At 67.1% G+C, this 21,488-nt stretch carries 16 protein-coding genes; 11 read left to right on the top strand and 5 right to left on the bottom strand.

Annotation, left to right across the window (positions count from 1 at the left end; translation table 11 throughout):
- Positions 1–53: 53 nt before the first annotated feature.
- Positions 54–1,736 carry an AMP-binding protein gene (locus KQ910_RS25300; protein ID WP_369408451.1) on the bottom strand — a complete coding sequence of 561 codons (1,683 nt, stop codon included), beginning with the start codon at positions 1,734–1,736 and terminating at the stop codon, positions 54–56.
- Positions 1,737–1,840: 104 nt separating this feature from the next.
- On the opposite strand from KQ910_RS25300, the gene KQ910_RS25295 reads away from it, so the two are divergent.
- The 4 genes from KQ910_RS25295 to KQ910_RS25280 all read left to right on the top strand — a co-directional run bounded on the left by KQ910_RS25295 (position 1,841) and on the right by KQ910_RS25280 (position 8,259).
- Positions 1,841–2,725: an EamA family transporter gene (locus KQ910_RS25295; RefSeq protein WP_216966547.1), complete on the top strand. Its 885-nt coding sequence runs from the start codon at positions 1,841–1,843 to the stop codon at positions 2,723–2,725.
- A gap of 4 nt (positions 2,726–2,729) precedes the next feature.
- Positions 2,730–5,411: a bifunctional acetate--CoA ligase family protein/GNAT family N-acetyltransferase gene (locus KQ910_RS25290; protein ID WP_216966545.1), complete on the top strand. Its 2,682-nt coding sequence runs from the start codon at positions 2,730–2,732 to the stop codon at positions 5,409–5,411.
- Between the two features lie 66 nt (positions 5,412–5,477).
- Positions 5,478–6,611 carry a divergent polysaccharide deacetylase family protein gene (locus tag KQ910_RS25285; protein ID WP_216966544.1) on the top strand — a complete coding sequence of 378 codons (1,134 nt, stop codon included), beginning with the start codon at positions 5,478–5,480 and terminating at the stop codon, positions 6,609–6,611.
- A 52-nt stretch (positions 6,612–6,663) separates the two neighbouring features.
- Positions 6,664–8,259, top strand: a complete 1,596-nt coding sequence (locus KQ910_RS25280; protein ID WP_216966771.1) for a gamma-glutamyltransferase family protein — start codon at positions 6,664–6,666, stop codon at positions 8,257–8,259.
- Between the two features lie 176 nt (positions 8,260–8,435).
- Here the strand turns inward: KQ910_RS25280 and KQ910_RS25275 are convergent, their stop codons facing one another.
- The gene (locus tag KQ910_RS25275) at positions 8,436–10,031 is read right to left on the bottom strand and encodes an amidase family protein (RefSeq protein ID WP_369408447.1); all 1,596 of its coding nucleotides are present in this window, start codon (positions 10,029–10,031) and stop codon (positions 8,436–8,438) included.
- Between the two features lie 160 nt (positions 10,032–10,191).
- Here KQ910_RS25275 and KQ910_RS25270 point away from each other — a divergent pair, with 160 nt between their 5' ends.
- Genes KQ910_RS25270 through KQ910_RS25260 form a run of 3 tightly spaced genes read left to right on the top strand, consistent with a single transcriptional unit; the run spans position 10,192 to position 12,873 of the window.
- Positions 10,192–11,166, top strand: coding sequence for a Bug family tripartite tricarboxylate transporter substrate binding protein (locus KQ910_RS25270; RefSeq protein ID WP_216966538.1), 975 nt, complete (start codon positions 10,192–10,194; stop codon positions 11,164–11,166).
- 13 nt (positions 11,167–11,179) lie between these two features.
- Positions 11,180–12,148 (top strand): Bug family tripartite tricarboxylate transporter substrate binding protein, encoded by a 969-nt coding sequence (locus KQ910_RS25265; RefSeq protein ID WP_216966536.1) that lies wholly within the window; start codon positions 11,180–11,182, stop codon positions 12,146–12,148.
- Between the two features lie 38 nt (positions 12,149–12,186).
- The gene (locus KQ910_RS25260) at positions 12,187–12,873 is read left to right on the top strand and encodes a glutathione S-transferase family protein (protein ID WP_216966534.1); all 687 of its coding nucleotides are present in this window, start codon (positions 12,187–12,189) and stop codon (positions 12,871–12,873) included.
- Positions 12,874–12,990: 117 nt separating this feature from the next.
- Here the strand turns inward: KQ910_RS25260 and KQ910_RS25255 are convergent, their stop codons facing one another.
- On the bottom strand, positions 12,991–14,319 hold the full coding sequence (locus KQ910_RS25255; RefSeq protein WP_216966532.1) for an NAD(P)/FAD-dependent oxidoreductase: 1,329 nt from the start codon (positions 14,317–14,319) through the stop codon (positions 12,991–12,993).
- A 97-nt stretch (positions 14,320–14,416) separates the two neighbouring features.
- Between KQ910_RS25255 and KQ910_RS25250 the strand changes: the two genes are divergently transcribed.
- The 3 genes from KQ910_RS25250 to KQ910_RS25240 all read left to right on the top strand — a co-directional run bounded on the left by KQ910_RS25250 (position 14,417) and on the right by KQ910_RS25240 (position 18,078).
- A complete protein-coding gene (locus tag KQ910_RS25250; RefSeq protein WP_216966530.1) occupies positions 14,417–15,628 on the top strand; it encodes an acyl-CoA dehydrogenase family protein in 1,212 nt (403 codons plus the stop codon).
- A gap of 134 nt (positions 15,629–15,762) precedes the next feature.
- On the top strand, positions 15,763–16,977 hold the full coding sequence (locus KQ910_RS25245) for an acyl-CoA dehydrogenase family protein (RefSeq protein ID WP_216966528.1): 1,215 nt from the start codon (positions 15,763–15,765) through the stop codon (positions 16,975–16,977).
- A 12-nt stretch (positions 16,978–16,989) separates the two neighbouring features.
- Positions 16,990–18,078 (top strand): SGNH/GDSL hydrolase family protein, encoded by a 1,089-nt coding sequence (locus KQ910_RS25240; RefSeq protein WP_216966526.1) that lies wholly within the window; start codon positions 16,990–16,992, stop codon positions 18,076–18,078.
- Here the strand turns inward: KQ910_RS25240 and KQ910_RS25235 are convergent.
- The gene (locus KQ910_RS25235) at positions 18,059–19,045 is read right to left on the bottom strand and encodes a MerR family transcriptional regulator (protein WP_216966524.1); all 987 of its coding nucleotides are present in this window, start codon (positions 19,043–19,045) and stop codon (positions 18,059–18,061) included. The two genes, KQ910_RS25240 and KQ910_RS25235, sit on opposite strands and share 20 nt — an antisense overlap.
- Before the next feature lie 126 nt (positions 19,046–19,171).
- Here KQ910_RS25235 and KQ910_RS25230 point away from each other — a divergent pair, with 126 nt between their 5' ends.
- Positions 19,172–20,194, top strand: coding sequence for an aldo/keto reductase (locus KQ910_RS25230; RefSeq protein WP_216966522.1), 1,023 nt, complete (start codon positions 19,172–19,174; stop codon positions 20,192–20,194).
- On the opposite strand, the gene KQ910_RS25225 is transcribed toward KQ910_RS25230, so the two are convergent.
- The gene (locus KQ910_RS25225; RefSeq protein WP_216966519.1) at positions 20,191–21,486 is read right to left on the bottom strand and encodes a hypothetical protein; all 1,296 of its coding nucleotides are present in this window, start codon (positions 21,484–21,486) and stop codon (positions 20,191–20,193) included. The genes KQ910_RS25230 and KQ910_RS25225 overlap by 4 nt on opposite strands.
- Positions 21,487–21,488 lie beyond the last annotated feature (2 nt).

Here is a 21,488-nt window from a genome sequence, read left to right as displayed (position 1 = left end):
GGGGCAGTTTATCCGGTCCGTGCTGCCTCTCATAGGCCCCTAAAAGTCCCTCGCTATTTCGCCAACTCCGGGAAGTCCTCTTCCCGGAATTCGCCAGCGCCGCGCTGGTTTGTGGCCGCGCGTTTTTCCTCGTCGCGGCGCAGTTCGACCCTGCGGATCTTGCCGGAGATCGTCTTGGGCAGTTCGGCGAATTCCAGACGGCGGATGCGCTTGAACGGCGCCAGCCGGCCGCGCAGGTGCTGGAAGATCGAGAGCGCGGTGGCCCGGTCCGGTTTGCCGCTGGCGGTCAGCGATATGTAGGCCTTCGGTATGGCCAGCCGCATCGCGTCGGGCGCCGGCACGACGGCGGCTTCGGCCACGGCGGGATGCTCGATCAGCACGCTTTCCAGCTCGAAGGGGCTGATCCGATAGTCCGACGCCTTGAACACGTCGTCGGCGCGGCCGACGTAGGTCAGGTAGCCGTCGGCATCGCGCGAGGCCACGTCGCCGGTGCGATAGACCGCCCCCGTGAGCGGCGCGATCGAGCCGTCATCCTGCTGGTAACCCTGCATCAGCGCCGCGGGACGGTGCGCCAGGTCGATGCAGATCTCGCCTTCCTCGGCATCCTTGTCGTCGGCATCGAGCAGCCGGATCCTGTAGCCGGGCAGGGGGCGGCCCATCGAGCCGGGCTTGATCGGCTGGCCGGGCGGATTGCCGACCTGGGTCGTGGTTTCGGTCTGGCCGTAGAAGTCGCGGATGGTAAGGCCCCAGGCCTTCTCGACCTGCTCGATCACTTCGGGGTTCAGCGGCTCGCCGGCCGCCAGCACCTCGCGCAGCGACGTCCTGGCGGATTTCAGATCTTCCTGGATCAGCATGCGCCACACGGTCGGCGGTGCGCAGAGCGTGGTGACCTTGTTGGCAATGACCGCATCGAGCAGATAGCGCGCGTTGAAGCGCGGCTGGTTGGCGATGAAGATCGTGGCGCCGGCGATCCACGGCGCGAAGAAGCAGCTCCACGCGTGCTTGGCCCAGCCTGGCGAGGAGATGTTGAGATGCACGTCGCCGGGGCGCAGTCCCAGCACGAAGACCGTGGTGAGATGGCCAACCGGATAACTGCGATGGGAATGCAGCACGAGCTTGGGCTTGGCCGTCGTGCCCGACGTGAAATAGAGCAGCATCGGATCGTCGGCTTGCGTCGGCCCATCCGGTGTGAATTCGGCCGGGTGATCCAGCAGCCTGGCATACGAATGCCAGCCGGCCGGGGCGTCTCCGACGGCGATGCGTGTCAGGCTCTTGTCGAAGCCCTCGAACTTCGCCGCTTCACCGGCGGCGGCCACCACATGGCGCGCCCGTCCACGCTCGAAGCGGTCGGCGAGATCGACCGGCGTGAGCAGGGTGGTCGCGGGAATGACGACGGCGCCCAGCTTCATGGCGGCCAGCATCACTTCCCAGAGCGGCGCCACGTTGCCCAGCATCAGCAGCATGCGGTCGCCGCGCTTGACGCCCAACGCGCGCAATCCGTTGGCGACCCGATTAGAGCGCTCTGACAATTCGGCGAAGGTGAGGCTTGCGGCGCCGTCGCCGACGATCGTGAGGGCGGCCTGGTTCGCCAGCGGCCCGCGCGCGAGCTCGGCGTCGAACCAGTCGAGCGCCCAGTTGAAGTGCTCCATCTGCGGCCAGCGGAAGCCACGATAGGCCGTCTCGTAATCGCCGCGCTGGGCCAGCAGGAATTCACGCGCCGCCTTGTATGTCCCAATCGTATGAGCCCCGCCCGTCATCGCATGCCTCGCATCTTGTTTCCGCCCTTGTTGAGATCTTGGACACGGGCGTAGGTTGAGGGCAACAAGAAGAAAGTGCCCCCTTGGTCGTCGAGCCCCTGATCATCGCGTTGCTGCTCGCCGCGGCGCTGATGCATGCCACCTGGAACGCGATCCTGAAGTCGGATCAGTCCGACCGTCTGGCGACGTTCGGCCTGATCATGACGACCGGCACGGTGATGGGGCTCTGCATCGTGCCGTTCGTGCCGATGATCGAGAGCGCGGCGTGGAAGTACCTGATCCTCTCGGTTGCCATCCACGTCGCCTACTATTTCTTCCTGCTGAAGGCCTATTCCTACGGCGATCTCAGTCACACCTACCCGATCGCGCGCGGTCTCGGTCCGCTGCTGGTTGCCCTGGTGTCGGGCCGTTTCATCGGCGAGCACCTGCGGCCGCAGGACATCGCCGGCGTGTTCCTGCTGAGCTTCGGCCTGGTGGCACTGGCGCTGCCGCTGAAGAACGTCGTGCCGCGACCGGGCAGTCGCCATGGCCTGGCGACACTGTTCGCGATCCTCACCGGCATCACCATCGCGGGCTATATCATCTCGGACGGGCTGGGCGTGCGCGCCGCCGGCGAGACCACTCAGCATCGCATCTCCTACATCGCCTGGCTTGCCGTGCTCGAGGGGCCGTGGCTGCTGGTGCTGGCTTTCTGGAAGCGGCCGGCAACCGTCTGGGCGCACATGAAGAAGACCTGGTATCGCGGCGTCGGGGGCGGCCTGATCGCCAATACGGGCTATGGCATCGCCATCTACGCGCTGGCGTTGGGACCGATGGCCCATGTCGCGGCGCTCCGGGAGACATCGGTGCTGTTCGGCGCCCTGATTGGCACGCTGATCCTCGGTGAGCCATTCGGGGGACGCCGCGTGGCCGCAGCGTTCGTGATCGTTTCAGGGCTTGTGCTGATGAACGGTCCGGCGCTCTTCTAGCGCCATGTCCACCCGAAATCTCGATTCCCTGATGGCGCCACGCTCGGTCGTCGCCATTGGTGCCAGCGAACGCCCCGGCTCCGTGGGCGCAGCCGTCACCCACAATCTCCTGGCCGGCGGTTTCAAGGGCGATATCCACCTGGTCAACCGCAAGGGCGGCACGATCGCCGGCCGCACGGTCTTCAAGCGCGTCTCCGACCTGCCGGAGCCCGCCGACCTCGCCGTCATCATGACGCCGGCCGAAACGATCCCCGCCCTGATCACGGCGCTGGGCCAGGCGGGCACGCACGCCGCGGTGGTGATCAGCGCCGGGCCGGGCAGCGGCCCGGATGCCGGGGCAGTGAATGCCCGGTGGCGCCAGCGGCTGCTCAACGCCGCCAAGCCGCATCTGCTGCGCATCATCGGCCCCAACTGCATCGGCTACGCCGCACCTGGGCTTGGCCTCAACGCGAGTTTCGGACCGACGCGCCTGAAGGGCGGGCGCATCGCCGCCGTGGCGCAGTCCGGCGCCGTACTGGCCGGGCTCGCGGACTGGGGCGTGGCGCAGGGCATCGGCTTCTCCCACCTGATCTCGATGGGCGACATGGCCGACGTCGATTTCGGCGACGTACTCGACATGCTTGCGCGGGACCTCGAGACGCGCGCCGTGCTCATGTACGTCGAGGGCATCACGCAGGCGCGCAAGTTCATGTCGGCGGCGCGCGGGTTGGCGCGCATCAAGCCCGTCATCGTCCTCAAGGGCGGGCGTCATGCCGCGGCGGCACAGGCGACGGCGTCGCATACTGGCTCGATGGCGGGATCGGCCGCCGTTTATGACGCGGCTTTCGCGCGCGCCGGCCTGGTGCGCGTCCTGGGCCTTGGCGAACTGTTCGATGCGGCGGAGACGCTGGGCCACAGCATCGCGCCACGCAGCGAGCGACTGGCGATCCTGACCAACGGCGGCGGCGCGGGCATCATTGCCACCGACCTGCTGATGGACGAGGGCGGCGAACTCGCGACCTTGCTGCCGCGCACAATCGGGAACCTCGATAAGCAGATGCCGCGCGCCTGGTCGCGTGCCAATCCCGTCGACATCGTGGGCGATGCCGACGGCGCACGCTACGCCGCGGCGCTGAACGGGCTGGCGGACGATCGCGGCGTCGGCGCCGTGCTGGCCATGAACGTGCCGACGGCGCTCACCTCGTCGGTCGAGGTCGCACGCGCCATCGTCGGCGCCCCCGGCGCGAAGGTCGTGCCGGTGATCGGCTGCTGGATCGGCGGTCCGGAGGCCCAGGCGGGCCGCAACGTGCTGCACGACGCCGGGATCCCGGCCTACGACACCCCATTGCGCGCCGTGCGCGGCTTCATGCACCTGGTGGAGTATCGTCGCGGCCAGCGGGCCCTGCAGCGCACGCCGCCTTCCGTGCCGGAAGTCCGTTCCGACACCGACCTCGTGCGTGCGATCGTGCAGGGCGCGCTCGCCGAGAAGCGCTCGGTGCTGACCGAGCCGGAAGCCAAGCGCGTTTTGGCGGCCTACGGCATTCCCGTCGTGCCGACCGAGATCGTGCGCGACGCCGCCGGTGCCGCCGCGGCGGCGGTGCGCATCGGCTTTCCTGTCGCGGTGAAGATCCTGTCGCGCGACATCACCCACAAGACCGATGTCGGCGGCGTGGCGCTCGACCTGATGTCCGAGCAGGCCGTTCTCGATGCCGTGCGCGAGATGACCGGCAAGGTGCTGGTCGTCGCCAACAAGGCGCGCATCGACGGGTTCGTGGTCCAGCCGATGATCCGCCGCCCGCACGCGGTCGAACTGATCCTGGGCGCAGCCGAGGATGCGGTATTCGGGCCCATCATCCTGGTGGGGCATGGCGGCGTGGCGGCCGAGGTGATCGACGACAAGGCGCTGGCGCTGCCGCCGCTCGATCCCGTGCTGGCCGAGGATGCGCTCAGCCGGACGAGAGTCGACAGGCTGCTGCGCGGCTACCGTGACCGCGCCCCGGCGGACCGGGCCGCCGTTGGCGAGGTGATGATCCGTCTCTCGCAGCTCATCGCGGATGTGGGCGAGATCGCCGAACTCGACATCAATCCGCTGCTGGCCGACGCTGACGGCGTGATCGCGCTCGATGCGCGCATCGTGGTGCAGCGCCTGAAGAAGGGGCCGGAGCGGGCGGCGCGCTTCGCCATCCGGCCCTATCCGGTCGAACTGGAAACCGAGGTCGAGCATCGCGGCGAGAAGCTTAGGCTGCGGCCGATCCGTCCTGACGACGAGCCGATGCTGCGTGCCTTCACGCGGCGCATGACACCCGAGGACGTGCGCATGCGCTTCTTTGGTCCCCTGCGCGAGATGAGCCACGAACTCGCCGCGCGATTGACGCAGATCGACTACGACCGGGAGATGGCCTTCCTGCTGCTCGAAGGCGGCAAGGACCTGGTGGGCGTCGGCCGGCTCGTGGCCGATCCCGATTTCCAGCAGGCCGAGTTCGCGTTGACGGTCGCATCCGATCGCCAGGGACGTGGTTATGGCGAGCTGTTGCTGAGGCATGTGCTGATCTACGGCAAGACGCGCGGCATCAAGCGCGTCGTCGGCCATGTGCTGCGCGAGAACAGCAAGATGCTCGATCTCGCCAAGCATCTCGGCTTCCGCCGCGAAAGCGGCCGTTCCGGCGAACCCGACATCCGGCTCATCAAGTCGCTGGCGAGCGTATAGCCACGAACAACGCTGGATTGAGGCGAAATAGTGGCCTCGGCCAAGAGGTTAGGGCATAACTCTCAGATGGCGTCGAGGAAGAACAGAAGCGGGAAGACGAACAGAAGGAGTCCGAGGCGCGGGCCCGGGTTCGTCGATCGTCTGCTGTTCCGTTACGACGCGCTCGCTGCGTGGATCTCCGGGCATCGTTGGCACTCGATCGTCATCGCCGTGGTCGTGCTGTTCTTCGGCAGCATCCTGGGCGGCTACTGGATCGCCGAGCGACTCGATCTGCGCGGCAGCGATCGAGTGGCGCGCGATACGCTTGAAGACATGAAGCGCAATGCCGCATCGCAGCCCGCGCAACCGGAAGCGAAATACGCTCGCATCGAGGATATCCCGGGCTTTCCCAAATATTCGGAAGCCGAACCGGGAAAGCCGTTGCCGACGTTCGAGGAGAAGCCGCGAGCGAAGCAGGTTGCCGCGGCCCTGTCGGCCGAACAGACCTGGCGCCGCAATGCGGTGCCCTTTCGCGACCTCAGCAGCCGGCCGCTGATCGCGATCGTGATCGACGATGTCGGCCTCGACCGCGCGCGCTCGAAGCGCGCCTGGGAGCTGCCGGGCCCGATGACCATGTCCTTCCTGCCGTACGCCAAGGACCTGCCGGAGCAGGCGCGCGCCGCGCGGGCGCGCGGACACGAGCTGATGCTGCACATGCCGATGGAGCCCAACGGCCGCAACGATCCCGGCCCGGGCGCCCTGATGGTGTCGATGTCCGACGCCGAGCTGCGCCAGCGGCTGCTGATCGCGCTCGAGAGCTTCGGCGGCTATGTCGGCATCAACAACCATATGGGCAGCCGCTTCACCGCAAGTCGACGCGGCATGGACCTGGTGATGCGCCAGCTCAAGCCGCGCGGGCTGATGTTCCTCGATTCGCGCACGACGCCGCAGTCGGTGGGCGACCAGACGGCGCAGGAGTTCGGCGTGCCGTCGATCGTGCGCCACGTCTTCCTCGACGACGAGGAGACGCTGGAGTCGGTGCGCCGCAAGCTCGCCGAGACGGAGGCCGTGGCGCGTCGGCAGGGCTTCGTGGTGGCGATCGGCCATCCGCACGACGCCACGCTGCAGGCGCTCGCCGAATGGCTGCCCACGGTGCAGGGCAAGGGCCTCGCGCTGGCGCCGTCGACTGCGATATTGCGCAAGCGCAACGGTTGGGATTGAGTCGCGCCAACAAAGAGTTGGAGGAACCGACGTGCGGTACAAGAAGCAGGCGATGATCGTGGCCCCGCAGCCCGAGCCGACGGAGGCGGGGGCCGACGTCTTGCGCGAGGGCGGCAACGCCGTCGATGCCGGTATCGCCTGCGCGCTGGTGCAGGGAGTCGTCGATCCGCAGATGTGCGGCATCGCGGGTTTCGGCTCCTGCGGCATCTACATGCCGGGCAAGAAGTTCCACGGCTACATCGACGCCCATGCGCCGGCGCCGCTCGCGGCGCGGCCCGACATGTGGGCTAACCTGATCGAGAGCGAGGCGCGCGACGGCTACGGCTTCATCCTGAAGGGAAGGGTGAACGACATCGGCTACCAGTCGATCTGCGCGCCGGCGAACCTCAAGATGTATTACGACGCGCACAGGGAGCATGGCAGCCTGCCTTGGTCGCGCATCGTCGAGCCGGCCATCGCCTGGGCCGAGAGCGGCTGGACGGTGCGGCCGCACGTCCATTTCTGGTGGGCCGACGACGGAGCCTTCGGCCGCGCCCCGAACTTCGAGCGCACCGGCTTTACGCCGGCGGCGCGAGAGCTCTACTGCCGACCCGACGGCGTGCCCAAGCGGGTGGGCGACCGGGTCGTCAACCGCGACTACGGCCAGACGCTGCGCGCCATCGCCCAGGGCGGCGCCGACGTCTTCTATTCCGGCGAGATCGCCCACGCGATCGCGGAGGACATGAAGAAGAACGACGCGCTGCTGTCGATCGAGGATCTCAAGGCGTGGCGGACCGTCCGCAACGAACCGCTCTGGGGCGAATATCGCGGCTACAAGGTCTCGACCAACCAGCCGCCGGGCGGCGGCGTGATGCTGATAGAGATGCTGAACATCCTGGAGAACTTCGACATCGGCAGCCTGGAGCATGGCTCGACTGAGCACGTGCGCATCGTGGCGGAAGCAATGAAGCGGGCGACCATCGACAAGGACGCCAAGGTCGGAGATCCGAAGTTCGTCACCGTGCCGGTCGGTGAACTGACCTCGAAGGCCTATGCCAAGGCGATGGCGGGCGAGATCGCGCGCGGGGAGAAGGCCAGCGTCACGCGGTTCAACTCAGGCGCGGTCTCCAAGGACACGACGCACATCTCCGTGCTCGACAAGGACGGCAACTGTTTCACCATGACCCACTCGCTGGGCATGCCCTCGGGCGTGATCACGCCGGGCCTCGGCTTCATGTACAACGGCTGCATGGGCGTATTCGACCCGCGCCCGGGCCGCGCCGGATCGATCGCGCCGGGCAAGGCGCGGTTCAGCTCGGTCGTGCCGTCGATCATCTTCAAGGACGGCAAGCCGCACCTGATCATCGGCGCGCCCGGCGCCACACAGATCGCCATGGGCGTGCTGCACGTCATCCTGAACGCCCTCGACTTCGACATGACGATGGTCGAGGCGGTGAGCGCGCCGCGCTTCTCCGCGACCTCGGACGCGATCGACATCTCTAACCGCATCCAGGGCCGCGTGGAGCGCGAACTGCAGGGGCAGGGCTATCCGGTCGTCCGCAGCCCCTACGGCTTCGGCTTCGCCGCCGTCCACGGCATCCGCATCCATGAAGACGGATTGGATGGCGGCGCCGACCCGGGGCACGACGGTGTTGTGATCGCGGTTTAACCACCAATCCCCGTCGTCTCGACCGAAGCACCGAGGGTGCGTAGTGGAGAGACCTTCGCTCCACTGAAGGCCGGCAAATCGTTGAGGCAAGGTCTCTCCACTCCGCGCTCCGCGCTGCGGTCGAGACGACGGGTTAAATTTCTGAGGTCGGCGAAGCCGGCGCTCGCGCCCCTTCGCTACAACGCCGGCAGATCCGGCGGCGGGCGGCGCGCGTTGGTCGCCTGTTCGAAGGCGTAGGCGAGGCGCAGCAGCGTGGCCTCGCTCCAGGCGCGGCCGGCGAAGGTGAGGCCGAGCGGATAGTCGGGCGTTTCCGTCTTGCCGACACCGGAGATGAAACCGGCCGGCACCTGGACGCTCGGATAGCCCGGCTTGGCCGCGATGGCCGCGCCGCTGGCGCCGGGGAACACCACGGCGTCGAGCCTGTGCCGGCTCATATAGGCATCCATGCCGCGGTCCTTGGCGGCCATCAGGTCCATCGCGCGCGCCGACCTGTATTCCGGCTCCGAGAGATCGCCCAATGTCTGCTCGGCTGCCAGGAACAGGTCCTGTCCATAGCGCAAGGCTCTGTCGGCGTTCGCCGTGTTGAACGCGATCACGTCGGCCATGGTCTTGATCTGCGTGCGGGTCGCCCAGTCGCGCAGGTAGAGGTTGAGATCGCGCTTCAGCTCGTAGAGGAAGACGACGGACGCGGGACCCGGCGTACCCTTGCCGGGGCTGAAGGGATTGCGGTTGAGCACCGGCATGGTCGTGCCCGGGCCGCCGATCCAGCCGATGGCCGGAATGGCCGCACGTACGACAAAGGCGCCGAGGTCTTCCAGCACCTTGATCGCCTGGGCCATCACATCCTTGCCGCGCGACGACAGCGGACCATAGAACGGGTCGTTGAGCGGATCGGCCGGATCGCTGGGCACGCCGATACGCGCGCCCTTCAGGCCGTCCTTGTCGAGACTCGCTGTATAGTCTTCTGGCCGCTGCAGCAGATACGTCGCCGGATCGTCCGGGTCGCGCGCCGCCAGCACGTTCAGCAGGATCGCCGAATCCCGCACGGTGCGGGTCATCGGACCGGCGGTGTCCTGGCTGTGCGAGATCGGGATGATGCCGCTGCGGCTGATCAGCCCGACCGTCGGCTTCACGGTGACGACGCCGTTCTGGGTGGCGGGGCTCAGCAGCGAGCCCGAGGTCTCGGTGCCGATCGCCGCGGCGCAAAGGCCGGCGGCAACCGCGACCGCCGAGCCGGCGCTCGATCCGCCGGGCAGCACGACCGGCGCGTGGTCGTCCATGAGCTTTGGCGAATAGGGGTTCCGGACATAGCCCGCGATCGAACTGTAACCCGACGGCATGCCCATCGCGAGGACGTTGGCGAATTCGGTGAGGTTCGCCTTGCCCAGGATGACCGCCCCGGCGTCCCGCAACCTCCTGACAACGGGGGCGTCGTCCCGGGCATGGGCTCCCGCCAACGCCAGCGAGCCCGCGGTGGTGGGCTGCCTGTCGCCGGTGGCGATGTTGTCCTTCACCAGGATCGGCAGGCCCGCGAGCGGCCGTTCGGCCGAGGGCTTCACGGCGTCCAGGCCGGCGGCGATCGACAGGGCATCTGGATTGGTGACGCGCACGGAGTTCAGGCCTGGGCCGTTCCGGTCATAGGCCTCGATGCGGGCGAGGTAGGCCTGGGTCAGTTCGCTGGATGTGGCGCGTCCCTGTGTCAGCGCCTCCCGCAGGTCGGCGAGCGAAGCATTGTCGACCGCGATCCGGGCGCTCTTCGAGGATTCGGTCACGACAATCACCCTTGTTGCCAATGCCAAGATTTGCAGCTCGATCATCTTTACACGATTTGGATTAGTCCGGAATTTCAGGAGATGTTCGCCACGCGACCCGCCTCCATTGCATGACGCCTGCAGCGCCCTAAACTCGCGGCAAAGCGGAGGAAACAAAACAATGACGGTCATCCGACGGCGGCGCGTACTGGCCGCCGGCTTGGCACTCGCGGCATCGACTGCCGGGGCACAGGCTCAGGGGACCTATCCGGATCGCGCGATCCGGCTGGTCATCGGCTTTCCCCCGGGCGGACCGACCGACATTGCCGGCCGGTTGCTGGCGCAGCGGCTGACGGAGATCCTCGGCCAGCAGGTCATCGTCGACAACAAGCCGGGCGTCGCCGGCAACATCGCCTCGCAGATCGTGGCCGACGCCAAGCCCGACGGCTACACGCTGCTGGTCGGCACGTCGATCATGGGTATCGTGCCGGCGCTTTACGACAAGCTGCCCTACGACCCGATCAAGGGCCTGGAGGCGGTGGCCCACTTCACCACGGTCCCGATGATCGTCGTGGCGCCCGCCGGCGGCATCGGCTCGATTGAGGAACTGGTCGCAGCGCTGCGCAAGGAGCCGGGGAAGCATTCCTATCCGTCGCCGGGTAACGGTAGCCTGATCCACATGGGCAGTCTGCTGCTGGCCCAGCGCGCGGGCGGCGATGCGCTGCACGTGCCCTACAAGGGTTCGGCGCCGGCCATGCAAGACACGCTGGCGGGGCGCCATGCCTTCCAGATCGACACGCTGGGCAGCAGCAAGGGCTTCGCCGATGCCGGCCGCCTGAAGATCCTGGCGGTCTGCGACACCAGGCGCGCGGCCTCGATGCCCGACGTGCCGACCGTCCAGGAGAAGACCGGTATTGCGATCGAGGTTGTCACCTGGAACCTGATCTTCGCGCCGGCCGGTACGTCGAGGCCGATCGTCGACAGGCTGAACGCCGCGATCAACCAGGCTGTCAAGACTCCGGAAATGATGGAGAAGGCGAGGGCTGCGGGCATCGATCTCGTCGAGTCGACGCCGGCCACCTCGAAGAAGTTCTACGAGGACCAGATGGCAATGTGGGCGCCCATCGTGAAGGCCTCGGGCGCAAAAGTGGAATAGGGGGAACACGACGATGACGTTCACACGACGGGGAGCGCTCGCCGCGCTCGCGGCGATGGCTCTTGCCACTCCTGCCGCCGCGCAGACCTATCCCGACAAGCCGATCCGCATGATCATCGCCTTTGCCGCGGGTGGGCCGACCGACGTGGTCGGGCGCCTGCTGGCGCCGCGGCTCTCGGAGATCCTCGGCCAGCAGGTCATCGTCGAGAACAAGCCCGGCGCCACCGGCAATATCGGCACCGCGATGGTCGCCGATGCGAAGCCCGACGGTTACACGATCCTGTTCAGCGCCTCGACCATGGCGATGGCGCCGGCGCTCTACGGCAAGTCGCTGGGCTACGATCCGGTCAACGGGCTGGCGGCCATCGCCTACGTGGCAAGTGCGCCGCTGATCCTGCTGGCGCCAATGGACGGTGCGAAAAGCACGCCGGAACTGGTCGGCATGCTGCGCAAGGATCCGGGCAAGTATTCCTATGCCTCGTCGGGCAATGGCGGAATGATCCATCTCGCCAGTTATCTGTTCGCGACTCGCGCCGGCGGCGATGCGCTGCACGTGCCCTATCGAGGCTCGGCCCCGGGCATGGTCGACATGATCGCCGGCCGTCACGGCTTCCAGATCGATACGCTGCAGTCGAGCAAGGGCTTCATCGACGGCGGCAAGGTGCGCGTCCTGGGCGTCGCCTCCCAGAAGCGCCTGCCGCAGCTTCCCGACGTCCCGACGATTCAGGAGGCGACCGGCTTCGATTACGCGATCAACACCTGGTACGCCGCCTACGCGCCTGCCAAGACGCCGCGGCCGATCATCGACAGGCTGAATGCCGCCTTCAACCAGGCGCTGAAGCAGCCCGACATGGTGAAGAAGGCCAACGAACTGGCTCTTGAGCTCGTCGATTCCACACCGGAACAGGCCAAGAAGTTCTACGATGACCAGATGGCCTTCTGGGATCCCATCATCAAGCAGTCCGGCGCCAAGCCGGAGTGACGAACGACAGCCACGCGTAACGAGTGACGGAGAGAAACATGATCAAGTTCTATTACAACATGGCGCCGAACCCGATGAAGGTGGCGCTGTGCCTCGAGGAGATGGGCCTGCCTTACGAGCCGGTGCCGGTCGACACCCGCAAGGGCGAGCAGCATTCCCCGGAATTCCTGGCGATCAATCCCAACGCCAAGGTGCCGGTCATCATCGACGACGGCGAGACCGTCTTCGACAGCAACGCGATCCTGCTCTACCTCGCTGAGAAGACTGGCAAGTTCATGCCGGCCGCAACGTCCAAGGGGCGCGGCGAGGCTCTGTCCTGGCTCATGTTCGTGGCCTCGGGCATCGGTCCCTATTCCGGCCAGGCCGTGCACTTCCGCAACTTCGCGCCCGAGCCCAAGGAATATGCCGTCAACCGCTACACCTTCGAGGCGCAGCGTCACTGGGGCATCCTCGAAGCGCGCCTGGCCAAGCAGCAGTTCATGTGCGGCGACAACTACAGCATCGTCGACATGGCGCTGTGGGGCTGGTCGCGGCTGATCCCCTTCGTGCTGGGTGCCGAGGCGCCCAAGCAGTTTCCCAACCTGCAGCGCCACCTCGCCGAGGTCAGCGCCCGCCCGGCGGCCGTCCGCGCGCTCGCCCTGAAGGACAAACACGCCTTCAAGGCCGAGATGGACGAGGCGGCGAAGCTCGCGATGTTCCCGCATCTCGGAAAGAAGGTCGCCTGACCTTCACGTCGTCCTGAGCGCCGCGAAGGACCTTGCGGGTCAACCTGCACCTTCCTGGCTCAGGCGTGAGATCCTTCGCTGCGCTCAGGATGACAATGAAGAGCGCAGCGAAGCGACCTACATCATTCCCGGCTCGCCGAGGTCGGTGCCGTCGATCATCCGGCTGTAGCGGAACGGCGTCGGGTCGACGATCGGCGGATCGCCGGCGATGAGGTCGGCGGCGAGCCGGCCGGCGCCCGGGCCGATCCCGAAGCCATGGCCGGTGTAGCCGGTCGAGAGGAAGAGGCCGGGCAGGGGATCGACGGCGGAGATCACCGGGATGCCGTCGGGAGTCGAATCGATCATGCCGCCCCAGGCATGCGCCACCTTCAACCCCTTCAGCGCGGGGTAGTGATCGCCGAGCCGCGTGAGGCCGCGCTGGACCAGCACCGGATCGGCGGCGGGATCGAGCGTGCGCTGGCGCTCGAAGGGCGATTCGAGGTCGAACGACCAGTTGGCAAAGGATTCCGGCCCTTCGAGGAACGAGCGGCCGATGCCGAAGGTGAGGCCGGCGCGGCGCTTCTTGAAGGTCGGCCAGAACTGGCGGGCATAGAGCAGGCCTTGCGGCGACAGCTCGACGAGGCCGCGTCCGCCCAGCCCGACCGTATAGCCGCCATCAAGCCGGCGCCGGATCGTGACGTCCGGCATGGAAAGTCCGCCATCCGTCACTTCCGGCGCAGCCGTCGTTGCAAAGGATGTCGAGCGCACGCCGGCCTGTGCGAGCCGCAGATCGTGGCGGCGGCAGAAGAGGGAGCTCCAGGCGCCGCCGGCCAGCAGCACGGTCTGCGTGCGGACGATGCCATGCTCGGTGATGACGCCCGCAACCTTGCCGTTCGTGATGTCGAGTCCGCGCGCCGCACAATTCTGGTGGAGCGTGGCGCCGAGCCTGCGTGCGCCCTCCGCGATTGCCGGCCCGGCCAGCGACGGCTCGGCGCGCCCGTCGGTGGGTGAGTGGACGCCGCCGATCCAGTTTCCCGTGCTGCCCGGCGTCAGTTGCTTCGCCTCGGCGCCGCTCAGCACGCGGCTGTGCATCTGGTATTCGCGCGCCTTGAGGGTCCAGGCTTCCCATTGGGCGAAATCTGCGGGCCGGTCGGTGACGTAGAGGAGCCCGGTGCGGCGAAAGCCGGTCTCGGCGGCCAGTTCGCGGGAGAGGTCGCCCCAGATCTCCAGGCTCTTCATGGCCAGCGGCAGTTCGCGCAGGTCGCGATGCTGCTGGCGGCACCAGCCCCAGTTCCGGCTGGTCTGCTCGCCGCCGATCACTCCTTTGTCGAGGAGCGCGACCTTGTGACCCTTTTTCGCCAGCCAATACGCCGCCGTCGTGCCGGCGATGCCGGCGCCGATCACCACGATTTCGGCCGAGGCGGGGAGCTTCTCGTCGCTCGCGACGATCTGGACGGGAGGGGACATCGTATTTCCTGGGCTGAACGCGTGCGGAACAGTCTAGCGCACGCTTTACGCACCGGAACCCGGCGCGGTACCTTCCGCCCCCTAAAAGGAGCCCCCAATGGACCTGACATTCGGCAAGGAAGAACTCGCCTTCCAGAAGGAAGTGCGCGACTGGCTGAAGGAGAACCTGACGCCCGAGATCGTGGGTGAGATCAAGGTCGGCCGGAACGCCTACATGCCGAAGGAACGGCTGATCGACTGGCAGAAGCGGCTGGCCAAGAAGGGCTGGCTCTGCACCGGCTGGCCCAAGGAATTCGGCGGCCCGGGCTTCACCACGACCCAGAAGTACATCTTCGAGATGGAGATGGCGAAGGCCGGCGCCCCCGGCACCTCGCCGTTCGGCCCCAAGATGTGCGCCCCGGTGATCATGAAATACGGCTCGGCCGAGCAGAAGGCGCGCCACCTGCCGCCGATGCTGAACTCCGACCTGATCTGGTGCCAGGGCTATTCCGAGCCGGGCTCCGGTTCCGACCTCGCCTCGCTCCGCACCAAGGCGGTGCGCGAGGGCGACTTCTACATCGTGAACGGCCAGAAGACCTGGACGACGCTGGCGCAGACCGCCGACTGGATCTTCTGCCTGGTGCGCACCTCGAACGAGGGCAAGCCGCAGGAGGGCATTTCCTTCCTCCTGATCGACATGAAGACGCCGGGCATTTCGGTCGAGCCGATCATCACCGCCGACGGCAACCGCGCCGGCACGCAGGAAGTGAACTCGGTGTTCCTGACCGACGTGAAGGTGCCGGTCGAGAACAGGGTCGGCGAAGAGAACATGGGCTGGACCTACGCCAAGTACCTGCTCGAGTTCGAGCGCGGCGGCAATCCCTACAGCCCGCGCCTGCGCTCGGGCTTCGAGCGGCTGAAGCGGCTGGCCCAGTCGATGCCGGAAGGCGAGGACTCGATCCTGGCCGACTCGGCGTGGCGCGAAAAGCTTGCGCGCATGGACATCGAGATCTCCGGCCTCGAGATGTTCGAGCAGGAGTTCTATTCCAAGCTGGCCTCTGGCCAGAACCCGGGCCCGCTCTCGTCGATGATCAAGCTGCGCGGCACCGAGGTGATGCAGCAGGTCCAGGAATACGCCGTCGAGGCGGCCGGCTACTACGCCCAGCCTTTCCCCGAGCAGCGCGCCTGGAACGCCAATGTCGAGCCGATCGGCCCCGAGGGCGCCGACGTGCTGGCGCCGCGTTACTTCAACGGCCGCAAGATGACGATCTACGGCGGCTCGTCGGAAGTGCAGCGCGGGATCATGTCCAAGGTGATGCTCGGCCTCTAGGCCGAGCATCACCCCGAGCGTAGCGAAGCGAAGCCGAGGGGGCTCGTCTCCCTCGTCGCTGTCCTTCGGAATGAAAAAAGTCTCTCCGCTGCGCGCCTTCGGCGCTCCGGTCGAGACGACGGTGAGGAACAACCATGCGTCTAGCTTTCAGCGAACAGGAACTGGCCTTCCAGCAGGAAGTCCGCGACTGGATCAGCGCCAACATGCCGCCGGAAGTGGCGGAGGAAAGTCGCCGCAGCCGCACCAGTCACGTCTCCAAGGAGCGGCTGGTGCAGTGGCAGAAGAAGCTGGCGGGCAAGGGCTGGCTCTGCCCGAACTGGCCCAAGGAATATGGCGGGCCGGGCTGGACCTCGACGCAGAAGTTCATCTTCGAGATGGAGATGGCGCGGGCCGATTCGCCCTATCTCTCGTCCTTCAGCATCAAGATGGTCGCGCCCGTCCTGATGAAGTTCGGCAGCGATGCGCAGAAGAAGCGCTTCCTGCCCAAGATCGCCGCCGCCGAGGAACTGTGGTGCCAGGGTTATTCCGAGCCGGGCTCCGGCTCCGACCTCGCGTCCCTGCGCACCAAGGCCGAGCGCCACGGCGACCACTATGTCGTGAACGGCCAGAAGATCTGGACGACCAACGCCCACTTCGCCGACTGGATCTTCTGCCTCGTGCGCACCTCCAACGAGGGCAAGCGCCAGGAGGGCATCTCCTTCCTGCTCATCGACATGAAGTCGCCCGGCATCACGCTCGACCCGATCTACCTGGTCGACGGCACGCGCACGCCGATGCGCCACGAGGTCAACCAGGTCTTCTTCACCGACGTGAAGGTGCCGGTCGAGAACCTGGTGGGCGAGGAGAACAAGGGCTGGACCTACGCCAAGTTCCTGCTCGAATTCGAGCGCGGCGGGCAAGCCTTCGGGCCGCGGCTGCGCAAGGCCTTCCGCCATCTCCAGACGCTCTCCCGGACGCAGATGAGCGAGGGCCAGTCGCTCTCGGGCGATGCGCAGTGGCGTGAGAAGATGGCGGCCGTCGAAATGGAGATCGACGCCATCGAGATGAACGAGCTGATGTTCTATTCGAGCCTCAAGACCGGCGACGCGCCGGGCAATATGGGCTCGGTCGTGAAGATGCGCGGCACCGAGGTCGGCCAGAAGGTGACCGAACTCGCCGTCGAGGCTGTCGGCTGGTACGGCACGCCGTTCACCGAGCTGCGCAACTACGACAGCAACATCGTCCCCGTGGGCGGCGAGTATGTCGACGACGTCTCGCCGCGCTACTTCAACACGCGCAAGACGACGATCTACGGCGGTTCGTCGGAAGTGCAGCGCAACGTGCTGGCCAAGGCGATGCTCGGCCTCTGAGGCGGGCATCGCGTGAGCGGTCCGAAGAAGGCGGTCTTCTACGTGATCCTGGCGCTGATCGTCGGGGTCGCTCTGGAAATTGCGTCCTCGGCGTTTCTCTACGCCGTCCACAAGAACAGGATCGCGAACCTGCCCGGACCGCCCTCGGAGCCTGCGACGTTTCTGGCGGTACGAACGGGGCTGAGCTGGCTGTTCCCCGGATCGTTTCCGGACCCGGCGACCTACCGGCGCATGACGCGTCAGCCGGCAGGCTTCTTCGCCGAGGATCCGGAGCAGGGGTATCGGACCAATCCCGGGCGATACGTGTTCCGCTATAGCGGACTGCGGCAGGGCAAGCCCGAGCATCTCGACGCGATCGTGACGATCAACGCGGACGGCACGCGCTTCAGCGGTTCAGCGGCGGCCACGGCTGCGCGACGGATCTTCGTGCTGGGCGATTCCTACGTATTCGGCGACGGCGTGAACGACGAGCAGACCTTCGCCTTCCTTCTGCAGACGGCCTTTCCCGACTCGGCCGTCGAACTGCACGCGCTCGCCGGATATTCCTGGGCCAACGCCCTGGTCACGATGGATCGGATCAGGGACCGCATCCGTCCCGGTGACGTCGTCGTGCTGGGCTATGCGGCCTACTACAAGGAACGCCATGTCGCGGCGCCCTCGCGGCTGCGCAGCATCCGCGACTGGATGGCCGCGACCTTTCCCGACGTCGAGCTCGATCCTAAGGACAGGCTGATCCGCGCCCGGCTCGGTAGCGACAACCGCCTGGCCCTCGACACGATCCCGATGCACTGCAAGTTCGATCCGGCCTATTGCGACGGTCCCGCGCCGGCCGCCGACTATGTCGACCGGGTATCGCGCGAACTCCTCAAGGCCATCGCCTCGAAGACGGGGGAGAAGATCCATCTCCTCCACATGTTCGGCCCGAAGGCCGATCCCGTGCTGCGCGACCTGCCAGCCAACGTGCAGCTGGTCGCGGCCACGCCACAGGATTTCAGCTACGTCATGCAGGACAACATCATGGGCCTCGACGATCACGGCGGGCCCTATTGGCATTATGCGATGTATTCCCGGCTTAAGCCGGTCATCGCCGCACGGCCCTGACACCCTCGCTGCGCGCCCGCACTTCCGGCGTCGCGAGACAGGAGGCCAGCGCCTCGTAGCCCGGCGTCCCGGGATGAGGGACGACGCGGACGGGCGGGCTGTGATTGGCGGGGCAGAAGAGGATCGTCTCGCCGGCGCCGACCGCATCGAGATCGAGGATCGAACTGGAGCGCGTCATCACGAACAGGGGCGGGGCGCCGGCGCTGCGACGGCGCAGATGGGCGATCAGGGCTTCCTGGGTTGCCCTGTCGAGACCCTGTTCGATCAGGTCGACGACGACCGCTACCGGCGGCGCTTGGTCGAGGGCGGCGAGAAGATCGATCAGGGCGGCTGACTCGGTTGCGCCATCCTGGACGAGCAGGTCGACGGTCGGCCGGACCTTCAGCGCAGCCGACGGATCGGCACGACGGTCGAGACCGACGAACACGCCCCCGAGTTCTTCGGCCAGCCGCATCGCCAGGCGCGTCTTGCCGCTGCCCAGCGGTCCGGTGATGTAGGTGAGGGGGCCGATGTCGCGTAGTTCGAACCGCTCGCCGCCCCACGGCCAGGGAAGATCGAACGCGACATGGAGCCCGGGGGGCGGCGTCAGCAGGCGGGCCAGTTCGGACGCGGTCGGTGCCCGGCCGCGCGCGAGTTCGGCGCGCAATCCGCGCAGCCGGTCGAGCACGCCGGCCAGTTCGCGCAGGCGGGCTTCGAGCGTTCCCTGATGGGCCGCAAGAGCCGGCTCCAGGCCGCGCGCATCGCCGGTCAGCACGCGCTCCACCTGGGCGAGACTGAAGCCCAGCGCGCGCAGGGCTACGATCTCCGACGCCCGCTCCAGGTCGTTCGGACCGTAGGCGCGCCAGCCTGCGTCCGTGCGAATCGGCGCGAGCAGGCCGCGCTGCTCGTAGAGCCGCAGCGCCTTCACGGAGATGCCGAGACGTCGCGCCGCCTCGGATGCGTTCAGGAATTCGCCGGAAGAGTTCACGATCCACCTCGCTCAGTCGATCGGAGCCTTATCAAGGCAGCCCCAAGGGCCGGGTCAACAGGCTTTTCCGTCCACAGTATCCGCCATCTGGGGCACACTCGCGGAAACCACGCGAGGACCTGCTCCATGGACTACCGCAATCTTGGCCGCGCCGGCCTGAAAGTCTCCGAGATCTGCCTCGGCACCATGACCTTCGGCAATGGCGCGGACCAGGAGGGCGCCACGAGAATGGTGAACGCCGCGCTCGACGCCGGCGTCACATTCTTCGACACGGCAAATTCCTATGTCGGCGGCACGTCCGAGACGATGCTGGGCGTGGCGCTGAAGGGTCGGCGGCAAGACGCCATCATCGCCTCCAAGTTCTTCAATCCAATGGGCGGGCGGCCCAATGATTCGGGCATGTCGCGGCTGCACATCAAGCAGCAGATCGAGGGCTCGCTGAAGCGGCTCCAGACCGACTACATCGACATCTACTACATCCATCATGTCGACCATCAGACGCCGCTCGAGGAGATGCTGCGCGCGCTCGACGATCTCGTGCGCGAGGGCAAGATCCTCTACACGGCCTGCTCGAACTTCGAGGCGTGGCGACTGATGGAGGCGCTGTGGATCAGCGACACCAAAGGGTGGGAGCGCTTCGCGGCCTACCAGCCGCAATACAGTCTCGTGGTCCGCGACATCGACGAGGAGATCGTGCCGGCGTTGCAGCTCAAGGGGCTGGGCTGCGTGGCCTGGTCGCCGCTGGGCAGCGGCTATCTCGCGGGCAAGTACACGCCGGGCAATCTCACGGTGCAGGGCAGCCGCTCGGCCGAGGGCTGGGGCTTCCAGAGCAAGTTCTTCGCGCCCAACCATGGCGAGATTCTGCAGACCCTGCTCGACACGGCGAAGGAACTCGGCAAGCCGCCGGCGGAGGTGGCGCTCCGCTGGGTGATGGACCAACCCTTCATGACCAGCGCCATCGTCGGCGCCCGCAATGCCGAGCAGCTCGGCGAGACGCTGAAGGCGGGCGGTTGGCGCCTGCCTGCCGAGGCACTGGCCAGGCTGGACACGGTCTCGGCCCAGCCCAACCGGTATCCGCGCGCCTTCGAGGACCCGATGCCGCAGCGCCGCACCAGCGCGCTCAAGATGCCGGGAATGACAAAGGCCTAGTTCGCGCGGACCATCCGGTTCCCGGAGAGGCGGCAGCGCGGCTGCTTGGCGGCATCCTCCCGGTCCGTGAAGTCCTGGACCTGCGGGAGATAGAGCGGCCGGTTGTTCACGATGCCCGTGGTGGAGACGAGCCGGACCTGGCGGCCGGCCTCGGCCTGCGAGTAGACGACGGCAACGCCGCCCAGCAGCGCGAATTCGTCGGGCCATTTGGCTTCCAGCAGGGTGACGGGCCGGCCGGCCTCGTCCTTGGCCTGCCAGCGCCTGACTTTTGGAAGTACGCCCGCCCGTCCGACGCCGCGATAGACCTTGCCCTCCAGGTCGATGCCGACCTGCAACAGCTCCGCGAGCGGCAGCTGGGTGTAGGTGTACATTGTGTTGTAACCGACCCAGATTTCGAGGTGTGGGAGGTTGACCCAGGAGCCGCTCGCCGGCGCCGGCTGGTTCGCGGCGAGGGGGTCGTGAACCTGAATCAGCAGCGTATGCAGCCCGGTCGGCAACACCTTGATCTCCGCCGCCTGCGCGCGCGGCGCGGGCGTGCCGAAGACCACGAACCCGCCGGCGCCCGCCGTCGTCATCGCCGACGTGCAGTCGCCGATCGTGCTGCCTGCCGGGACGTCGGGCGTGTCGCGGCGGGCGGGACTCACCAGATTGTAAGCGCCGTAGACGCCCTTTTCGGGTTCAGGCGAGAAATTCCTGGCCGGACCTGTGGGCCATTCGGGGCACCCGATGCTCAGGTCCTTCACGCGGCTGTCCTTGGCGATCGAGCGGACCACGAGCGTGTCGAAGTCGATGTAGGTCTTGGTGCCGGTCTGCTCGGCGCCGTTGTGATAGGAGCAGGAAAGCTCTCCCAGCACCTGCAGCGGCACCAGCGAGGACGTGACGGTTGTCGTCCAGCGCCAGGCCGATCCGCCCGTCTGCCAGTGGATGAGGCGGTTGGGCCGAACCCGCACCTCGTCCTCGCCGACCCCCGACGAGCCATAGCCGTCGTTGCAAAGCTGCAGGACCTGCTTCGGCGCCGCTGTGCCGTCCAGCAGCCAGTATTCCACGCCGCCGTCGCGTCCATTGCCGGCGAGACATCCTTGCTCCTGGTCCCTGGGCTTGTCGGCGAGGCCGAGGCGGATCTCGACGACGGAGAGCGGCGTACCGGTCGGCGATTTGCCCGCATCGAAGGTCTCGGCGACCTTGCAGCTCGCGCGCTTGCCGCAGATCGCGGCGGTCTGGGCGGGATCCGGTGCTCCCGACGCGGCCGCGGGAACGGCCAGCGCAAGCAACAGCAGGAACGCGAAGCGCATTG

It is taken from the genome of Reyranella humidisoli, from assembly GCF_019039055.1.
Taxonomy (GTDB): Bacteria; Pseudomonadota; Alphaproteobacteria; order Reyranellales; family Reyranellaceae; genus Reyranella; species Reyranella humidisoli.
Note: the sequence above shows the minus strand (reverse complement) of the source record. Positions and strands in the feature narration are given on the sequence as shown.